General features: G+C 43.2%; 17 protein-coding genes. 10 read left to right on the forward strand and 7 right to left on the reverse strand.

Features of this window, described 5'->3' with window-relative positions:
* The first annotated feature begins 53 nt into the window (after positions 1-53).
* From BLP92_RS09860 to BLP92_RS09890, 6 genes are all read left to right on the forward strand, one after another.
* A complete protein-coding gene (locus BLP92_RS09860) occupies positions 54-731 on the forward strand; it encodes a response regulator transcription factor (RefSeq protein WP_090842790.1) in 678 nt (225 codons plus the stop codon).
* A gap of 2 nt (positions 732-733) precedes the next feature.
* A complete protein-coding gene (locus BLP92_RS09865; protein WP_090842791.1) occupies positions 734-1,735 on the forward strand; it encodes a sensor histidine kinase in 1,002 nt (333 codons plus the stop codon).
* A 93-nt stretch (positions 1,736-1,828) separates the two neighbouring features.
* Positions 1,829-2,512, forward strand: coding sequence for an ABC transporter ATP-binding protein (locus BLP92_RS09870; protein ID WP_090842792.1), 684 nt, complete (start codon positions 1,829-1,831; stop codon positions 2,510-2,512).
* Positions 2,509-5,112: an ABC transporter permease gene (locus tag BLP92_RS09875; RefSeq protein ID WP_090842793.1), complete on the forward strand. Its 2,604-nt coding sequence runs from the start codon at positions 2,509-2,511 to the stop codon at positions 5,110-5,112. Before BLP92_RS09870 ends, BLP92_RS09875 begins: the two co-directional genes overlap by 4 nt.
* Positions 5,113-5,507: 395 nt before the next feature.
* Positions 5,508-6,347, forward strand: a complete 840-nt coding sequence (locus tag BLP92_RS09885) for a MerR family transcriptional regulator (RefSeq protein WP_090842795.1) — start codon at positions 5,508-5,510, stop codon at positions 6,345-6,347.
* Positions 6,348-6,456: 109 nt separating this feature from the next.
* Positions 6,457-7,449 (forward strand): C45 family autoproteolytic acyltransferase/hydrolase, encoded by a 993-nt coding sequence (locus BLP92_RS09890; protein ID WP_090842796.1) that lies wholly within the window; start codon positions 6,457-6,459, stop codon positions 7,447-7,449.
* Positions 7,450-7,480: 31 nt separating this feature from the next.
* Here the strand turns inward: BLP92_RS09890 and BLP92_RS18265 are convergent, their stop codons facing one another.
* Positions 7,481-7,609, reverse strand: coding sequence for a hypothetical protein (locus BLP92_RS18265; protein ID WP_280138089.1), 129 nt, complete (start codon positions 7,607-7,609; stop codon positions 7,481-7,483).
* Between the two features lie 83 nt (positions 7,610-7,692).
* Here BLP92_RS18265 and BLP92_RS18030 point away from each other — a divergent pair, with 83 nt between their 5' ends.
* A complete protein-coding gene (locus tag BLP92_RS18030; protein WP_175444243.1) occupies positions 7,693-7,839 on the forward strand; it encodes a hypothetical protein in 147 nt (48 codons plus the stop codon).
* Between the two features lie 97 nt (positions 7,840-7,936).
* On the opposite strand, the gene BLP92_RS09895 is transcribed toward BLP92_RS18030, so the two are convergent.
* A complete protein-coding gene (locus BLP92_RS09895) occupies positions 7,937-8,749 on the reverse strand; it encodes an ion transporter (RefSeq protein ID WP_090842797.1) in 813 nt (270 codons plus the stop codon).
* Between the two features lie 286 nt (positions 8,750-9,035).
* On the opposite strand from BLP92_RS09895, the gene BLP92_RS09900 reads away from it, so the two are divergent.
* Positions 9,036-9,875, forward strand: a complete 840-nt coding sequence (locus BLP92_RS09900; RefSeq protein WP_090842798.1) for an aldo/keto reductase — start codon at positions 9,036-9,038, stop codon at positions 9,873-9,875.
* 94 nt (positions 9,876-9,969) lie between these two features.
* On the opposite strand, the gene BLP92_RS09905 is transcribed toward BLP92_RS09900, so the two are convergent.
* From BLP92_RS09905 to BLP92_RS09915, 3 genes are all read right to left on the reverse strand, one after another.
* Positions 9,970-10,710, reverse strand: coding sequence for a hypothetical protein (locus BLP92_RS09905; RefSeq protein ID WP_090842799.1), 741 nt, complete (start codon positions 10,708-10,710; stop codon positions 9,970-9,972).
* 125 nt (positions 10,711-10,835) lie between these two features.
* On the reverse strand, positions 10,836-11,312 hold the full coding sequence (locus BLP92_RS09910; RefSeq protein WP_090842800.1) for a DUF4188 domain-containing protein: 477 nt from the start codon (positions 11,310-11,312) through the stop codon (positions 10,836-10,838).
* A complete protein-coding gene (locus tag BLP92_RS09915; protein WP_090842801.1) occupies positions 11,312-11,869 on the reverse strand; it encodes a PadR family transcriptional regulator in 558 nt (185 codons plus the stop codon). Before BLP92_RS09915 ends, BLP92_RS09910 begins: the two co-directional genes overlap by 1 nt.
* A gap of 359 nt (positions 11,870-12,228) precedes the next feature.
* On the opposite strand from BLP92_RS09915, the gene BLP92_RS09920 reads away from it, so the two are divergent.
* Together BLP92_RS09920 and BLP92_RS09925 are read left to right on the forward strand one after the other, a co-directional pair.
* A complete protein-coding gene (locus BLP92_RS09920) occupies positions 12,229-14,493 on the forward strand; it encodes a putative bifunctional diguanylate cyclase/phosphodiesterase (protein ID WP_244516762.1) in 2,265 nt (754 codons plus the stop codon).
* A gap of 257 nt (positions 14,494-14,750) precedes the next feature.
* The gene (locus BLP92_RS09925; RefSeq protein WP_090842802.1) at positions 14,751-16,799 is read left to right on the forward strand and encodes a bifunctional diguanylate cyclase/phosphodiesterase; all 2,049 of its coding nucleotides are present in this window, start codon (positions 14,751-14,753) and stop codon (positions 16,797-16,799) included.
* 62 nt (positions 16,800-16,861) lie between these two features.
* On the opposite strand, the gene BLP92_RS09930 is transcribed toward BLP92_RS09925, so the two are convergent.
* Both BLP92_RS09930 and BLP92_RS09935 read right to left on the reverse strand, forming a co-directional pair.
* Complete coding sequence (locus BLP92_RS09930; RefSeq protein WP_090842803.1) at positions 16,862-17,164, reverse strand: nucleotide pyrophosphohydrolase; 303 nt, start codon at positions 17,162-17,164, stop codon at positions 16,862-16,864.
* Positions 17,161-18,804, reverse strand: coding sequence for a DUF2075 domain-containing protein (locus tag BLP92_RS09935; RefSeq protein ID WP_090842804.1), 1,644 nt, complete (start codon positions 18,802-18,804; stop codon positions 17,161-17,163). Before BLP92_RS09935 ends, BLP92_RS09930 begins: the two co-directional genes overlap by 4 nt.
* Positions 18,805-18,883: the final 79 nt, after the last annotated feature.

Below are 18,883 nucleotides of genomic sequence, written 5' to 3' on the forward strand. Positions count from 1 at the left end.
CCAAAAATGTATATTATGTGTGTTTACTCCAACTTGAGTGAGGTGAGGGGAAAGTGAAGATTTTACTGGTGGAAGATGATAAAACGATTGCTTCGGGGCTGGAATATTCGCTGCAGGATCAGTTTGAAACGGTGCTCTGCTTTGATGCGGCTTCTGCGGAGAAAGTCATTAAAGAAGAAATACATACGATAGATTTATGTCTGTTTGATTTGTCGCTTCCGGATGGGAGCGGCTATGACTTATGCAGACAGGTGAAAGCGGCGGGGGATATTCCCGTCATTTTTTTAACGGCAATTGATGACGAAGTGAACGTCGTTATGGGGCTTGATATGGGAGCGGACGACTACATTACGAAGCCGTTCCGGATCCGGGAGCTGCTTTCCCGCATCCGTATGGTGCTGCGGCGCCACCAAAAACATACGCCCAACACGGTGATTACGCTGCAGCACGTGCAGATCAATACGCTGGAGGGAAAAGTATATAAGCACGGCGAGGAAGTGTTCGTTACTGCGCTCGAATACAGGCTGCTGCTGATCTTTGCCAATCATATCGGGCAGGTGCTGACGAGATCGCAGCTTTTGGAGCGTATCTGGGACGTAGCAGGGGATTTTGTGAATGATAACACGCTCACTGTATACATCAAGCGGCTGCGGGAGAAGCTGGAAGACAATCCGCAGCAGCCCCAGATTATCAAAACCGTGCGCGGCCTTGGCTATAAGGTAGGTGAGTGAATATGTTCCGGAACCGGGAGATACAGCTCCTTATACTAGCGATGGCAGGGGTAAGCACGCTCGCTGTCGTGCTGGCATTTTTCCTGCCTTCCGCAGCGCCTGCGATTGTGCTCATCCTTGCAGTGCTGTTAATTACGATTACGCTCCTGTTCACCAGCTGGCGCTATCAAAAAATCCGCACGCTGTCCGGCTATTTAAAAAGAATCAGCGGGGGAGACTATACGCTCGACGTGCGCGATAACGCCGAAGGGGAACTGAGCATTTTAAAGAATGATATTTACAAGGTGACGGCCATGCTGTCCGAGCAGAGCTCCGGCCTCCAGCAGGAGAAGACAATGCTCACAGAAGCAATTTCAGATATTTCCCATCAGCTGAAAACGCCGGTCACCTCAATGGTGATTATGGCTGATCTGTTAAGTGAGCCTGAATTAGCAGAAGATAAACGAAAAGAATTCACGAACAATATTTCCGTCCAGCTGGAGCGGATTGAGTGGCTCGTTTCTTCCTTACTGAAGCTGTCCAAAATAGATGCCGGCTCGATTCAGTTTAAACAGCAGCCCGTTTTACTCAAAGAGCTCGTGCACAAGTCCCTGGAACCGCTGCTGATTCCGATGGAAATCAAGCAACAGTCACTTACCGTAAACGGGGAAGACGATGCAGGCTATCTCGGGGACATGAACTGGACGTCGGAAGCGCTGATCAATATGTTAAAAAACTGCGTTGAGCACACACCTGAAGGCGGCAGTATTACCATCAATATTGCAGAAAATGCCTTATTTTCGGAAATAATCATTCAGGACACTGGCAGAGGCATTCCGAAAGAGGACCTGCCGTATATTTTTCAGCGGTTTTATAAAGGGAAGCATGCAGGAGAGGAAAGTGTCGGCATTGGCCTTGCCCTGGCAGAGAAAATCATTAAAAGCCAGCAGGGAAGTGTGGATGTGCGGAGTGAAGCGGGAAGCGGCACCACTTTCCATATTAAATTTTACAAACAGATTGTTTAAGAGGAATGTGACTAACTTGTCACTTTAGAGTCACCGGATAGTCATATGAGAAAGATAAGCTGAGGCTATCAAAGTAAAAGTGGAGGTTATCACATGGATATATTAAAAATAGAAAATCTGTCAAAAGTGTACGGAAAAGGTGATACAGCAGTAAAGGCCCTGGACGATGTGTCCTTCAGCGTGAAAAAGGGAGAGTTCACCGCAATCATCGGTCCCTCCGGCTCCGGGAAATCCACACTGCTTCATTTACTCGGCGGGGTCGACCGCCCGACGAGCGGCAAGGTTTTTGTCGATAACACGGATATATATGACTTGAACGAAACGCAGCTGGCAATTTTCCGCAGGCGGCAGATCGGGTTAATCTATCAGTTTTACAATCTGATTCCGATCCTGACAGTAGAGGAAAACATTACGCTTCCGATTCTGCTGGATGAGCATAAGGTCGATCAGAAGCACCTGCAGCATATTGTAAAAGCATTGGGGCTGGAGAATCGTTTGTCGCATCTGCCGAACCAGCTTTCCGGAGGCCAGCAGCAGCGTGTTTCCATCGGCCGGGCGCTGATCAGCAACCCGGCGGTCATTCTTGCAGATGAGCCGACGGGAAACCTTGACAGTAAAAACAGCGGCGAAATTATGGACCTGCTGAAAATGTTCAACAAAACGTTCAACCAGACGCTGCTCGTGATTACCCACGACGAGCAGATCGCGCTCCAGGCCGACCGGGTGATTGCCATAGAGGATGGCAGAATCGCCAAAGACGAGGTGATTCGATCATGAACGTCATCAATAAGCTCACGATCCGGCACTTAAAGGAGAACAAACGAAGAACGCTCGTTACGATTATCGGAACGATCATTTCTGTTGCGATGATTACCGCAGTTGCAACGCTCGCTGTTTCTTTTTTGGATCTGCTCCAGCGGCAGACAATTGCGGACGAGGGAGAATGGCACGTACAGTACTTTAACATTGATGAAGCGCAGGCAGCTGCCATTGAAGACGATGAGGAAACAAAAGAATTTATTCTTTCCGGAGATCGGGGATATGCGCACTTTGAGGAAAGTGAAAATTTTTATAAGCCGTATATTTATGTGCGGTCTTTAAATCAGAGCGGCTTTGAAAATGTTCCTATTACATTAACAGAAGGAAGACTCCCGGAATCACCGGAGGAAATTGTGCTTTCCGAAGAAATTGTCTCCAGCGGCAGGGCGGACTATGAGATTGGCGACGAGCTGTCGCTGGAAGTGGGGGAGCGGGTATTTTTAAATGAAGCGGCACAGGAAGAGCCCGTAACCCAGCAGTACTCCATTAACGTGGTAGACGAGCAGCTGATGGAGGAAATCCAGGACCCGCAGGAAGAAACATATACCGTGGTAGGGCTTATCGAACGGCCGATGTGGGAGCCTGCCTGGGCGCCTGGCTATACTGCCATCACTTATACGGATGAAACAATGCTTTCCGAAGATTCTCCGGCCAGCGGCCTCGTCATTTTGGAGGATGTCGATCGTTCACTCTACGCGAATTCACAGGAGCTTGCAGAAGCGGTGGGGCACGATCCGGAAAATATCAGATACAACAGCGAGCTGCTGCGGTTTTATGGGGTATCGAGCAATGATAACTTGACCTTCACGATGTATTCACTTGCAGCGATCATTATGGCGGTTATCATCTTCGGTTCCGTGGCATTAATTTATAACGCATTCGCGATTTCCGTTTCTGAACGGGCGCGGCACCTGGGGATGCTGGCAAGCGTCGGCGCAACGAAAAAGCAGAAGCGAAATTCCGTGTTTTTCGAAGGGGCACTGATCGGGCTGATGAGTATCCCGGCAGGCGTGCTTTCCGGTATCGGGGGAATAGCCGTGACCTTCTGGTTTGTGAACCGGCTGATGCATGACGCCTTAAATGTGTCTGTGCCTTTAACTGTTGCGCTCACGCCAATGTCCATTCTGACAGCGGTATTGATCTCAGCGTTTACAATTTTCATTTCTACCTATCTGCCGGCGCGGAAAGCTTCCCGGATTTCTGCGATTGAAGCGATCCGCCAGACGACAGACATTAAGCTGACGGAAAAAGCGGTCCGCACCTCCAGCATTGTGCGCCGCATCTTCGGGACGGAAGCAGAGATCGGCCTGAAAAACTTAAAGCGCAATAAAAGAAAATACCAAATAACTGTGTTTTCTCTTGTGGTGAGTATCGTCTTATTTCTCTCTGTCTCTTTCTTTACAGAATCACTGGAAAGATCCCTCGCCATTTCCAGTGAGAGTCTGGACTACGATATTCAGCTGATGCCCAATAATGGAGAGCTGGAGGAAGAGATGGTGCAATCTGCAGCAAGCCTGCCGGAAGTAACCAATTCTTCTGTAGTGCAGGAAGCATACTATACCGCCTGGATCGACGAGGAAGAAATTCCAGCACCGCTGCAGGAAGAAGTGGAAGAATATCCGGAGCTGCTGGAGGAAGGGAAATTTCCTTATTATGTGAACCTTTATTCTATCGGGGATGAAAACTTAGCGGACTATGCCGCAGCAAACGGGATGGAAGAAGCAGACTTATTTAACAGTGCCGAATTTCCAGCGGTAGTAATTGATACTACCGTGTATGAAGAAGGGACACCGAGAAGGCTGGTGGAAGCAGCAACGATTCATACTTCCCCAGGAGAGCAGCTCGGATTATTTTATGAAGACTTTGAATCCGGAAAAACAGAACCTGTCAGTGCTGTGACGATTGCAGCACTTACCGACAAGCTGCCGACAGGGGTTTCTTCCGGGACCGGGATGGGCTCATTGACAATGATCGTTTCAGAGGAAGTATATGAAAACCTGCTCGCACGCGGAGAGGGAATACAGTCCAACAGCTATATGTATCTGGACAGCACAGATCCTGTAAAGACCCAGGAGGATCTTGAAGCCATGGATACTACCATGCATATTCAAAATGTGTACCAGAACCGGCAGCAGAATGAGCAGATCATGCTGCTGATGTCAGTATTCATCTACGGCTTCATCACATTAATTACGCTGATATCCGTGGCGAATATTTTTAACACAATTTCCACCAGCATCGCGCTGCGGAAAAGAGAGTTTGCTATGTTGAAGTCGGTGGGGATGACATCGAAATCCTTCAATAAAATGATTAACTATGAAAGTATGTTTTATGGAATAAAGTCGCTGCTGTACGGCATTCCAATCAGTATCGGTATTATGTACCTGCTTCATCTATCCGTGACAAACACCTTTGAATACGGCTTTGCACTGCCGTGGATGAGCCTGCTGTATGTGGTGATTGCAGTGTTTGTTATCGTAGGGTCAGCGATGCTGTATTCGATTTCCAAGATTAAAAAGGATAATATTATTGAGACGCTGAAGCAGGAGAATATATAGGAGAAAAAGATGGCGGGGAAGAGGATCCTCGTCATCTTTTATTTAGATTACCTGGGAGGAAGCCGAACCCCCGACCGACGCCTTAGAAGGGCGTTGCTGATTGCACTTCTTAAAAGAATTTCCTTCATTAAAAGCCACTCTTTTATTCTTGCCACTTTCCAGCAGACAGAACAGCACATCTTTTTCCTCTTAAGTAAAACTTTAATGAAGATCTTAATTCATAGAACTATGGTGGTGCACTTTATTAATAATGATCCGTGTTCTCAGTACATTGCTACAATATTCATCTGTTATTTAATAAATCGCTCTTCATGTTGAATAAGTATTGAAGAAAGCAGATTTTTTTGTAATAATTTGTTTATAAATAACAGGAAAATATTTGAAAGGATAATTATATGTATTCAATCGGAAGGTTTTCTGCATTATGTAATGTGCCTATAAAAACATTGAGATATTATGATGAGATAGATTTACTAAAACCTTCATATATCGATGCAGAAACGAATTACCGTTATTATGATTATGATAAATTAGAGGCTGTTAAATTAATATTGCTTCTAAAAAGTTTGCATATTCCATTAGGAGAGATGAAACAAATTATTGAGAGCGCGGCCCCAGTACAGTGGAAAAGCATTATCGATCAAAAGATTTCTGAGCTGGAAAAGCAAAAAGAACAAATTACTGAAGAAATTGAAGAAATGAAACATTTGAAAATTAAAGTAAATAGTGGTATTCCGCTCATTCAGGAACCAAGTTTCTCTGATTGTTATTATGAAACTCATGATGAGGTGCTTGTGTACACTTTGCGTAAAAAGATTCCGATTAAATTTATAGATACACTCGTGCAGGACTTATTTAACCAAGTATATGCTTACAATCTGGAAGTGAATGGACATCTCAGGGCTATTTTTTATCATCGGGATGTAAAGACGAATGAGGCAGAGGTTGAATTGCTTATACCAATAAAAAATTCAAATGATATAGGTGGATGCAGAATGCTGGTTGGTGGAAAATACGCCTGCATTAAAGTGAAAGGTCCTTACACAGGTTTGCCGATGGGATATGAAATATTAAAAAAGTGGCTTGTAGAAAAGAATCTTACACAAAATGGAAATATGATAGAAATATATGAAAAAGGGCTTGTACCTGACAGTTCAGATCCACGTGATTTACGTCCGGATTTAAGCATAAATCCATTGGATTTTCTAACAAAAATATGTGTACCTGTGACCTGAAATATCATTAATTAAATTGTATAAAATTCCGGGTAAACTCTCCATTCACTGGAGGGTTTATTATTTTTGTGAGGAGAAATTTTACTTAACATTAAAGGAGGAAGAGAGAATGTATCATCCAAGGTTAAAAGGAAATCCATACGAAGCAGGAAAACATTATGCGGAAATCTTATTTAAAAATGGGTTTCGCTTTCCCAAGGTTACAAAAGAAAAATTAAATTACGGGAAATTATGCATACCTTTACTGACAGAGTTTGATAAAGATGCTGTAAAGGAAATCCAAGGTTTTGCTGATGGGTGTTCTGCTTCTTTTGAGGAAGTAAGTTCGTTTCTATTGAGTATAGGGGTTTTTGAGCCGGCTGGTCAATGCAGTATCTTTGCAGCATTTAACGGCAAGGAAGTTATTATCGGACGAAACTATGATATGCTCTTTGCTTTTAAAAAAATTACAGAAGCGTCCTTTGTTGGTTTTGAGAACAAAAATAAATACCTGGGGCACTCGGATTGTTTTATTGGCAAAGTTGACGGGATTAATGAACACGGTTTATTTATAGGCATTACATCAGTCCCTCATGAAGGAATAAAGCCGGGGTTAAATTTTTATTTTGCATGTAAATATATATTAGAGAATTGCATGACTGTGGAGGAGGGAATCCATGTATTGAGAAGGTTTCCTAGTTCAGTAGCCAATAATTATTTAATAGCTGATCCATCGGGAAAAATGGCAGTTGTTGAAGTTAGTCCAAGTGAATGTGATATTCGGCTTCCTAAAAATAATTACATTCACTGTACAAATCATCATACGGTTTTATCAGCTAAGAGTTGGAATTGGAGCAAATCGAAAGATCGTTTTGAGACTTTAAATAAAGTTCTTGCAGAACATACAGCTGAGATGAATCTTTTCATTGCTCAATCAATCATGTCTGAAACAAAGGGACATGTTTGTTTGAATTTAGCAGAGCATAAATTCGGCACTCTTTACTCAGTGACAGCAAACTTATCTACATTAGAGATAACCAGGGCTGAAGGACAGCCGAATAAAGCAAAGTACAAAGCAGATCAAAGACTGAGGGATATTGTTATAAAAGAAAAAAAGCAATAGATTGTTTAATAGCGTTTCATAAAAGGAATGTTCATTTCCGTTCTGCAAGTATTTCTAATAATCGTTTATTGTCTTCTTTAATTTCTTTGATTTCTTTTGTTAAATTCCAAATAAATACTGCAGGTACAATTCCGGCAAAAAAGATCGCAAAAGTTAACAAGTCATTATCCTCCTTTATTTATTGGTTTCTTTCTTAGTATATCCTATTTGTTAAATGCCTTTTTACTAAAATGATGGTATAAAGTGGAAATTACATTTCACAGCCACCACTATATGTTATATGTGAATGGGGACGTTTTAGATATCGTAGCGATTGACGAAAAACACATTGAAAGAATTAAGGAAATTATTCCTAACTGGATTATATATGAGCAAGAGCATGCTTATTAAATACTTGCATTAATTTTATTACATATTTATTTAGTAATACAAAATGCGATTAACGAAAAAGGAGCTGCCCATTATACTAGGACAGTTCCTCTTCACCTTATTTTTTCTCTTTCTGCTGGGCAATCAGCAGCTCTTTAATTTCCTGGACATCTTTCCGAAGCGCCTCGTTTTCCTCGTACATTCTTTCCATATGTCTTCGCTGGACTTCCTCTTCGTCATGACCGAGATAGTCGAGGATAACTGCAACCACGAGGTTTAAGATAACAAGTGCTCCAATAATAATAAAGGAAACAAAGTAAAACCAGGCCCATGGGATTTCTGCAATAATAGGACGTGCTACCTGGCTTGCCCACGACTCAAAAGTCACTACCTGCAGGAGGGTAAACAGAGAGTTATGAAAGCTTCCGAAAAATTCAGCAGGAAGCACTCCTCTGAAAAACGTCGTGCCGATAATCGCATAGATAGAGAATATCAAGGTAGTGAGACCGAGAATACCGGTAAGTGCCGGTACAGAGCGCATGAGCGAGTCGATAATTTTCCGCAGTGCCGGAATCGCCGGGATCATGCGGATAAGACGGAGCACCCGGATCAGACGCAGCACGCTGACAAGCGGCGTATTATAAAAGATGAGGCTGAGTGCTACGATGGAAAAATCAAAGATATTCCACCCTTCTGAAAAATAACTCTTCACACCGAGACCGGTGATCTTCAGCACAAGTTCGACCACAAAAATCCATACAATGATCGTATCAAGGAGCAGCAGAAGATCATTCCCAGGCTGATAGGATTCTGCCACGATAACAAGCCCATTTAACATAATGATGGCAATAATTGTCGGCTGAAAAGCCGGATGCAGCACAATGTGTTGTATTTTTTCCCGGAACGTCCGGGATGTTTCCGTAGTTGTCATAATAATTGATGTCCCTTTCTGTCCTGAATCACAAATTCGATTATAGCACGTTTTTCTGTATCTTAATAATGGGCGATTTTTGCGTAAGACCTGCACGGAAGCTTCTTCCCAATGTTCAACGGAAGGGGAATTATTTGAAAACAAAGAAATCTTTCAGTATACTTAGTTTCCACGCTGAACAAAGTTTATTTCTGCTTTTTTTGTGGTATTTAGAAAGCCTTTTCATCGTGAAGAGATGAAAGGAGCGGTAAGTTTATTTAAAAATTTGATTAAAGGAGTGACAGACATGGCGAAAAATATTCAAAGCACGACGACTTTACATAATGGGGTAAAAATGCCGTGGCTCGGCTTAGGTGTGTTTAAAGTAGAAGACGGCCAGCAAGTAGTAGATTCTATAAAAGCTGCTCTGGAAACCGGATACAGAAGCATTGATACTGCAGCGATTTACGGAAATGAAGAAGGTGTCGGCAAGGCGATTGGGGAAACAAGTGTGCCGCGGGAAGAAATATTTATTACTACAAAAGTCTGGAACGCGAATCACGGCTATGAGGCTGCGCTGGCTGCTTTTGATGAAAGCATGGAAAAGCTGGGGCTGGATTACCTGGATCTGTATTTAATTCACTGGCCGCTTCCATCAAAGGGAAAATTTGTAGAGACGTGGAAAGCATTGGAGAAACTGTATAAGGACGGCCGTGTCCGCGCGATTGGGGTAAGCAACTTTAAAGCGCACCACCTGGAAGAAATTATCTCCCACTGTGAAATCGTGCCGATGGTCAACCAGGTGGAATATCATCCGCGGTTCAATCAACGGGAAGTGCATGATTTCTGCAAAAAACACAGCATTCAGCTGGAAGCTTGGTCCCCGTTAATGCAGGGCGGGCTTTTCGAGGATCCAACGCTGAAAGAAATTGCAGAGAAATATAATAAATCGATCGCCCAGATTATTATCCGCTGGGACATTCAAACGGGAGTTGTGACCATTCCAAAGTCCGTAAAATCCCATCGGATTGCTGAAAATGCAGATGTGTTTGATTTTGAAATTGCACAGGAAGATATGGAAAAAATTAATGCGCTGAACACGGATGAGCGGATGTTTGCGGATCCAGATGAATTTGACCGCACTTAAAGATGAAATGAAAAAGATGATGGGGGAGAGGACCCATCATCTTTTTTGTGTCTATGAAAGAGTAATTCCGAACTGCCGCTTAGGAGGCGGCTGCTTATAAATCCTCCACATACTCAAGTACTTCGTTTATACTTTCCACCCGGTGGGGCTCTTCATCATTCTGATAGATGTAATAGGAGGGGTAGGAAATTTCATCACCGGCGATCGCGTCCGCTATGTCCTGGCTGACTTGCCAGAAAAACCAGCGTCCTTCTCCCTGGAAACGTGTATTTATTTCCTCATGAAACTTCTGCTGCTGCGTGGCAAATTTCAGTGCTTCTTCTGAACCTTCTGCCAGAAGTACAGCAACGGTTCCACCCGCACTGTCTGCTGATAAAAAATCCTGCGCATAGGTATGTATATTCTCCAGGCTTGTAGCTTCAATTTCAATGCGCTCTGCGTGTAGCACCGGGAGAAGCGTAGGATCTTCGAAAATATGGCCTTCCCGGTTCCGGGAGACCTGAGGCTCGAATTCTTTATGCGGAACCACCCGAATTTCCTGATAAAGGGGAGCTTCCAGACGGCTGGTATCCTCGACTTCTTCCCCAGTGCCCAGATAAACAATTTCTGTGCTTTCATCGTATTCTATTTTATATGCTTCCACTTCATACTCCTCTGCATCGAAAGAAGGATCAGGAATACCAGGCAGTTCCTCTCCATTCAGATTATCTTCCACAAACATAATAATCGGTCCCCCGTCCGGCGGAACGCCAAGATTCAATCCGGAAATCTCTTCCGCTTCCTCCTCAGCACCGCAGGCAGCAAGCAGCAATAAAAATGGTATCAGTTTTTTCATTATGTATCCCTCCGAATCTTCTTTCTTTTATACGGAAATAAAGGGAAAAAGTTCCTGTGATTCTGATGAAAGTAAAAAAGAAGCACTTTTCCTGTAAGGAAGGGAAGTGCTTCTTTTCCTCGGCGTTATTTTGCGTCCATTCTTTCACTGGCGGAATCCTGGCTTGGTATTACCGGGCCATGCTTTACTGCGCTGCCTAGACCGTACTGCGGCATATTCACATAAATAGATTCATAATCGCCATGTTTCACGTGAAACGTTTCATGATAAAAACCTACAGCATGGTTGTTCCTTGCTTCTTTATTAAATTTTTTCCATGCAGTTAAGTGTTTTTTACCTCTCGAATAAGAGAGAAGGTCATCCATTGATCGCCAGTACTGAATCATTGTCGTAGTGCGCAGCCCAAAATAGCTTTCCATCGAAAGAAATCCCAGTTCTTCTTTATTCGTATAAAGCTCCTTAATCATCCCAGGCATCGCACTGAATACAGGAAACCACTTCCGGACAGCAAGCCGGTTGTTCACTCTCATTCCAATAATAAAAACGACTACATCCTCCTGGTTTTCTGCCGTGAAACGACCGGGATAAAGCTGCTTTTTCATCATTCTTCCTCCTCAGGAGTAAATTTTTTATGCGCTTCTTCACACCATTCAATTGCAGCTCTCGTTGTCCTCTTTCCATAATCCAGTGTCAGCAGCCAGTACATCGCGTCTTTATCTTCCTTGCTGTGTTCCTGAATGCCCTGCTCAATTGCTGTATACGTGTCATAGCGTATTTCCAGCTTTTGCTGATAATCGCGGAGGAGAGCTGAAGTTTGTTCCCTCGACTGGTAAGAGCCAAAGAACAACTTCAGCAGCACTTCATTCCGCTCTACCGGCACCTGTTTTACAGGCTGTTCCAGCCAGTTTTTCAGCGTATTCAGTCCTTTGTCTGTGAGCAAATATTCGTTTCTGTCTGCTCTTCCTGAAGCAGAAGAGGTTTTTACCTCAGCCAAACCTTCCTCGACAATCAGCTTCAGGGCAGGATAAATCTGGCCGTAGCTGATCTTCCAGAAATGATTCAGGCTCTGATCAATAAATTGTTTGATGGCATAGCCGGAATTACAATTTGTCGTTAATATTCCTAAAATCGCGTACGTAGTATCGTTATATGGTTTCATCATTTCACACCTATCTAAAAGATATATATCATTTAGATATATAATAAGCTGTTAAAGATAAATAAGCAAGACATTTCGCAAACAATCATAGGGGTGAATGGGAAAGTATCACTAAAGTATGGAGACTTTTTATTCGCAGCGGATGTGGAGCTGGGGAGTAAAAGCGTTCCACGCAGCTGCGTGAGGTAAATAAGTAAAAAGAACTACCTTTATTATATCTATAGTGGTATTATAGGATTAATATTAGAAGAAGAGTATTTAATAAGCATTACAAATGCAGGGGGAAAAAATGATCATTAATTTTTCCTCGATAGCTTAAAGCTTACAGAATTGCAGTTATCAGACGGAGAGGGATTACTATGCTGAAGATTGGACGTTTACCTATATATATTCTGATCATCAATATTGCTTTGTTTTTTATCTGGAATCTTATTTTTACAGAAGATGAATGGATGAGGTCGGTGGGTGGCTGCGTCCTGCAGCTGATTGCAGCAGGATTCAGCTTTGTCTGGGTGTGGCAGGCCTGCCGGAAGGTGACTGAGAAGCAAAAAAAGTTCTGGCTGCTGCTGAGTATCGGCCTGGGCCTGTATTTCTTGGCAAATACTCTATGGCTGCATTACCTGATCGATCAAAGGGAAGTCGATTTTAATGATTCTTCATATCTGATCTGGCTGCTGGCATATATTTTCTTTTTGGCAGCGTTAATTATTAAAACAAAGGAGATAGGCAGAGCTGTATCAAAAACTTCCTATATCTTTGAAACTTCCATCTTTGTGATTACAGCTTCAGCAGTGAGTCTTCACTTTTTAATAAATCCTATCATTGCTTACGCAGCGGATTCACCGCTTATTACAGCTATCTCACTTATTTTTATTGTCGTTAGCCTGAGTATTTTATTTGTAGTTACCATTTTGTATTACTTAATTAAAAATAATAAAGAGCACCAGCTGATGCTGTACATTGTTATTGGTTTTATTTTACAGGTTGCCGCAGACATGGGCAGTGCTTATTTATCTCATACAGGCAGTTTTCAGGGAGGGAATATTGTAGTTCTTTTTTGGCTGCTTGCTATATGGATGATCGGGTTTGCAGGATTATATGCAAAAGAAGATGCATCAGAGATTTACTGGGAAATACAGAACCCTTTTAAAACGAGAGAAAACTTTTTCCCGTATGCCAGTGTAGTTATTATGAACGTGTTAGTTGTCTATTCTTATGATTGGAACTTTAACGCACTGAGCGCAGGCCTCACCATTACTTTTATGATGATGATCGGCCGGCAGCTTTACATTATGAATAAAAACAAAAAGCTGATAAATGAATATCGATTTCTGGCATATCATGATCCATTAACCGGATTGAAAAACCGGGCAAGCTTTAATAAAGATGCAGCAAAGTTTAAAGAAGCAGTGCACCACAATACGATTGCTTTTGTACTGCTTGATCTGGACCGCTTCAAGGTCATCAATGATACGCTGGGTCACTTTTTCGGTGATAAAATATTGATTCAAACTGCGGAACGTTTGAAAAATGTGTCGGATAATAACACCTCTATCTACCGCTTAAGCGGAGATGAATTTGTAATTATACTGCTCAAAACCAGTGAAAAGAAATGCAGAGATTATGCGGAAAATCTGCTGGAGGAATTTAAAGTGCCATTTTCCGTAGATGGGCATGAAGCAGCTGTAACACCGAGTATAGGAATTAATATTGTTTCAGGAAAAGAAAATCAGGTGGAAGATTTTCTGAAGCATGCGGATGTGGCGATGTATCATGCCAAGGAAAATGGGAAAAATAACTACAGTTTTTATACAGCAGCACTCAGTGAAACTGCTGCAAGAAAAATGATGATAGAAAACGAACTGCAGAAAGCGGCAGGAAGAGAGCAGCTTTTTCTCGTATACCAGCCGAAAGTAAATTTGTTAACGAAGGAAATTGTTGGAGTGGAAGCGTTGCTGCGATGGAAGCATCCGGAGCTGGGCTTTGTTTCCCCCGGTGAATTCATTCCGGTGGCAGAAGATACAGGACAGATCGTTTCCCTTGGCAGATGGGTGATGGAGCAGGCCTGCGAGCAGCAGAGAGTTTGGCTGAACAGGGGGATGCCTTCCTTGGGTATATCGGTAAATGTCTCTGTCCGGCAGTTCCAGCATAGTGAGTTCTTAAAGGATGTAAGAGAAATTCTCAAAAAAACAGGAATCAAACCTTGTCAGCTGGAGCTGGAAATCACTGAAAGTATTATGCAGGATATTGAAGAAAGCACAAAGATTTTAGCAGCACTAAAGAAATTAGGAATTCAGACCTCCATCGATGATTTCGGTAAAGGCTATTCCTCGCTGCTGATTCTGCAGAAACTGCCGATCGACGTCTTGAAAATTGATAAGTCATTCATTGATGATATGGAAAACGATGGGCAGCAGTCGATTGTAAAAACAATCATTGCGATGGGACTCAATTTAAATCTCGGTGTCATCGCGGAGGGGATTGAAAACGAACTGCAGCTGAAAACGTTGATAGAGTATCAATGCAGCATGGGGCAGGGCTATCTGTTTTCAAAGCCGGTGCCTCCGGAAAACATTGAAGAAATGCTGCTAGGAAAAAAATCCAGAGGCTCTCAAACCGGATAAGATGGAAAGGTACCAGCTAGACACATAAATGAATTTCTAAGCGCGGAAGGAATGACTCTTCCCCGCTTTTTGTATGCTTCAAAAAAGTACTTGCTGTTATCTTCAGATATTGAATTTTATAAATAATTTGTCATGTGTAATAGTGTGATATATATGAACTTTTTCGGGTAGTTATTGTTAAAGTCTTATGCATTGTGTACTATAAATTTATTAATATTTAATAACAAAAAATAAATAGATAGAAGAGGTTGCCGCCCATGTTTTCCTTACCAGATTCTCCCACAGTCGCCATTTTGGACGGGGAGTATTTACATTGGATTGTCATATTGTCTGTAATTATTGCCTGCTGTGCCGCATATACTGCTCTTTCCATGAATCAGCGCATGCAGCAGAACAGCTTTTTTCACAAAAATTTCTGGCTGATGCTTTCTTCTTTCGCTATGGGACTCGGTATCTGGTCGATGCACTTTGTAGGAATGAGCGCATTCATGCTTCCGGTGGAGATGGAGTACAATTTGCTTCTCACAATAGTTTCTGTCGCGCCTGCTATATTGGCTTCCTATCTGGCGTTTTATTTTTCCAATAAAGCACATACCTCATACTATCCGATTGTGGTTGCCGGAATCATTATGGGGCTTGGTATTTCTTCAATGCACTATGTGGGAATGGCTGCGATGGAAATGGAAGCACAGTATGTCTATCGTCCATGGATATTTCTCAGTTCAGTGCTCATTGCAATTGTTGTTTCTTACATTGCGCTGTTTACCTTTTCCAGGCTGCAGCGGTATATGGATAACCAGCTGATTAAAATCGTCTCCTCTATCCTGATTGGGTTAGCTATTACGAGCATGCATTATACAGGTATGGCGGCTGTAGTGTTCTATACAGAGGAGCCTCTCGCCGCACATATGCATATGCACGAAATGGACGTATTTGTAATTGTCAGCTTCGTGTCAACTGGAATTGCGCTGCTGCTGTTGATTTCAGTACTCACAAGCATGCTGGACCGGTACGTGGACCACCGTATCAATTTCGTCGATGCTCTCACCATGTTTCCCAACCAGCGGACCTTCGAGAAGGAGATCCGCCGGGGATCTATCGATGGAAGCCTTGCTGTCATTCACCTTCATCATCTGGAAAAACAGCACAGTACGCACGGATATGAGTTTGGTGACCAGATTATTAAGGCGGCCGGGGATATTATTCAAAGCTTAAAGCCTGCCGGTGCCAAGGTGTATCGGATTGAGGAAGGCCGCTTTGCTATTCTGCAGCCCCGGGAACAACCGCAGGAAAACATGATAACCAGCTTGGAACGGATGCTGATGCTGTTTACAAAACCGCTGAAAATTGGGGAGCATCACGTCGGAATTGAAGTTGCAGGAGCCGTGTCTTTTGCAGAGGAAAAGAAAGAAGGCAGGCAGCTGTTTTCAGAAGTAATGGCTGTGCTGCAGCACCCGTCGATACGCTACAATCATGAGCTCACAGCATACGACCCGGCAGTGCATACCTACAGCTTTGAAAAGCAGCTTGTCCAGGATCTCAGTCAAGCAATGACCAGTGGGGAATTGTTTCTCGTGTATCAGCCGAAGGTGTGTTCTAAAACACTGCAGGTGACAGGAGCGGAAGCACTGCTTCGCTGGCAGCATGCGCAGCACGGTATGATTTCTCCGGGTGTGTTTATCCCGGTGCTGGAGGAAAGTGAAAAGATATTTGATGTAACGGACTGGATTATAGAAGAAGTGTGTCAGCAGCTCTCCCGCTGGAGGCAGGAGGGGATGCAACCGGGCCCGGTCTCGATCAACATTCCGGGGGCGTATATTACTTCCTCGAGGTTGCTGCGGGTCTTAAAAGAAAATTTAATCAAATATAAACTGGAAAGCAGGCTGCTGGAGCTGGAAATTACAGAAACGAGCGTGATTGACAATATTGAGAATGCGATCACCGCAGTAAACGAGTTCAGACAGCTCGGCTTATCAGTGGCGCTGGACGACTTCGGAACCGGTCTGTCTTCTTTATCCTATTTAAAGCGGCTGCCTGTCTCTACGATAAAAATTGATAAATCCTTTGTAGACAGTATTCCGGCCTCGGCGAGGGACGCTGCGCTGCTGAGTGCCATTATTACACTCTGCTACTCGCTGCAGCTGCCAGTCGTGATTGAGGGAGTGGAAACGCAGGAGCAGGTAAGTTTTATAAAGACAATGATAGAAGATCCGAAAATTCAGGGCTATTACTTTTCCCGTCCACTTCCTGCAGATGAATTTGCAGCATGGGTCCAGGAGAAAGTGAAGATAGCGCTTGTAGAATAAAAAAACAGCCATCTATGAAAAGCGAGGCAGACCTTTTCCAAGTGAAAAAATCTGCCCCGCTTTTATTTTACTGGGTATTTTACTGCATTCTTTTTCAGTTTTTCCTCAATAATTTCCTGGACGTCGAGATCTAGCTCGGAACAGAGCATGAGTGCGTATATCATTACGTCTGCAATTTCTTCCCGAATGTTTTCTGCGTTGCTCCTGACAGCTTCCTTGCTGCTCCTCCACTGAAAGTCTTCCAGCAGCTCTGCGGCTTCTATAGAAAGAGAGATGGCAAGGTCCTTTGGATTATGATACTGGCGCCAGTCCCGGGCATTCCGAAAATCATCTATCTGTTTGATTAGTTTCTCCCAATCATTCATGCATTTTCCTCCTGTAAGATAAGCAGTCTTCTGCGCAGCTCAGGGTCGGTTGGATACAGATAAAGACCATGAATTCCCCGCTTCATTAATACGTTTAATGAGTTGAGAATAATCTGTTCCTTAATTCTTTCATTCTCTTCTTTGCTGAGGTCACTTCGGGAAGCAAATGCTCCGCGGTCCTGATACGCAGCTGGATCAATGAAAAGCTGATCGTTTTCTTCATCATATTTTATAGAGGGTCCGAGAACGACACCAACATAATTTAAGTCAAACCCCTGGACTGTATAAATAGAGCCCACTTCTTTAATAGTCCCTGACTGCTCTGCCCACGTCAGATTATCCTGCGTCTGATTCCAGGGCATATGGAGTCCGTCTTCATCCACATAATAAGTGTTCTTATCTTTTTTGTGCAGATAGTCAAATGTAGAGACGATACGGGAAAGTCCATATTGTTCATTTTTTTCCTCGATCGTTTTTCGGAATTGTGCAGGAGAATCAAACACTTTCAGTTCAAAATCCTTTGGTTTCCTTTCAGGAAGGGGGCGCAGCTGTTTCGTCAGAAATGCTTCAAGCCAGCTTCGTGCTTCCTCATCTATATTCATCCGCATCTGATTGGTTAAGTGCATCGTGTCTGCCTGGTAATGACTCGTGATTTCTTGCATAAGCCGTTCATTCCAGTAGCTTTTCAGCTTTAACACCTGCCGCCGGTCAAAAATGACAATCGTGATTCGGCTGCGTTTAATAATTTCGTCCAGATGATTGTCATAATGAAAATTATTATAAGTATCAGGTTTGGACAGCAGCAAGTGTGCTTCATCAACCAGCGTAATATCTGCCATCCGTCCCTGTTTGTCCAGCTGGTTTACAAACGAAGTGGGCTTCACAAAGTTCTTCTTTTTTAAATTCGGGAGACTTCCTGCCATGCTTTTGTAAGTTTTCAGCATTTCTCCGTGATTTACCAGCAGGTAGTTATCTGTCTGGTAAAGAGGAGAGAAAGCTTCTGCAGCTGAATCCTGAATCGTGTTGAAAAGTGAACTCAGCAGGACGCTTTTTCCTGTCCCGGCGTCTCCTTCCACGATAAAGACATGCTGGCCGGATGCCATCATGCGCTCGCGGCAAAAAGCAAGAATCCGCTCTTTGACCTCCACCTGCTCCGGGGTTAATTCTTTGTAAGGAGAAAGTTTATAGACATCTTTATTTTCGAGGGCGTCAATAGAGCCTTCTGCAATGTTTTCCTGACGAAGATGTTCCCAGATTTGATGAAAAAGATCCTCGTTGTAATACGCTTTATCATAGTAATTATGCATTTGCCGGGAAGCTGTCTGGCTTACGTTCTGCAGCCGGTAGCGGTTATCGGCAATAAACAGATTAATCAATTTTGATTCTATATTATACGTCGCGGACTGGTTCAGCCGTTCATGTCCGATAAGAATAAAGCGGTCAAGTTTATGCCGCTTATTGTCCTTCAGATGCTGTTTCATGCGGCGTGATGCCTGCACCGTCTGGCCGATATAAGCATCCGGACGCCGTTTTTCGTTATGTAAAATATAGACGATTGGATAGTTGGAAAGGTGTTCTTCCTGCACTGCATTGACGGCAGCTGTATGGAACGGCAGCTGCTTAATAATTAACTTCTGCATACTGAGGGACTCCTTCTGGTTATTTATTTTTATCCTACCATAGACCAGAAAACAAAAGAGAGAAGAAATAAGTAAGAAT

The sequence above is a fragment of the Alkalicoccus daliensis genome (genome assembly GCF_900103955.1).
Lineage (GTDB): Bacteria > Bacillota > Bacilli > Bacillales > Salisediminibacteriaceae > Alkalicoccus > Alkalicoccus daliensis.

Coding starts and splice junctions, on each gene's coding strand:
- BLP92_RS09865 (WP_090842791.1), top strand. CDS start 734: ATGTTCCGGAACCGGGAGATACAGCTCCTTATACTAGCGATGGCAGGG.
- BLP92_RS09870 (WP_090842792.1), top strand. CDS start 1,829: ATGGATATATTAAAAATAGAAAATCTGTCAAAAGTGTACGGAAAAGGT.
- BLP92_RS09875 (WP_090842793.1), top strand. CDS start 2,509: ATGAACGTCATCAATAAGCTCACGATCCGGCACTTAAAGGAGAACAAA.
- BLP92_RS09885 (WP_090842795.1), top strand. CDS start 5,508: ATGTATTCAATCGGAAGGTTTTCTGCATTATGTAATGTGCCTATAAAA.
- BLP92_RS09890 (WP_090842796.1), top strand. CDS start 6,457: ATGTATCATCCAAGGTTAAAAGGAAATCCATACGAAGCAGGAAAACAT.
- BLP92_RS09895 (WP_090842797.1), bottom strand. CDS start 8,749: ATGACAACTACGGAAACATCCCGGACGTTCCGGGAAAAAATACAACAC.
- BLP92_RS09900 (WP_090842798.1), top strand. CDS start 9,036: ATGGCGAAAAATATTCAAAGCACGACGACTTTACATAATGGGGTAAAA.
- BLP92_RS09905 (WP_090842799.1), bottom strand. CDS start 10,710: ATGAAAAAACTGATACCATTTTTATTGCTGCTTGCTGCCTGCGGTGCT.
- BLP92_RS09910 (WP_090842800.1), bottom strand. CDS start 11,312: ATGAAAAAGCAGCTTTATCCCGGTCGTTTCACGGCAGAAAACCAGGAG.
- BLP92_RS09915 (WP_090842801.1), bottom strand. CDS start 11,869: ATGAAACCATATAACGATACTACGTACGCGATTTTAGGAATATTAACG.
- BLP92_RS09920 (WP_244516762.1), top strand. CDS start 12,229: ATGCTGAAGATTGGACGTTTACCTATATATATTCTGATCATCAATATT.
- BLP92_RS09925 (WP_090842802.1), top strand. CDS start 14,751: ATGTTTTCCTTACCAGATTCTCCCACAGTCGCCATTTTGGACGGGGAG.
- BLP92_RS09930 (WP_090842803.1), bottom strand. CDS start 17,164: ATGAATGATTGGGAGAAACTAATCAAACAGATAGATGATTTTCGGAAT.
- BLP92_RS09935 (WP_090842804.1), bottom strand. CDS start 18,804: ATGCAGAAGTTAATTATTAAGCAGCTGCCGTTCCATACAGCTGCCGTC.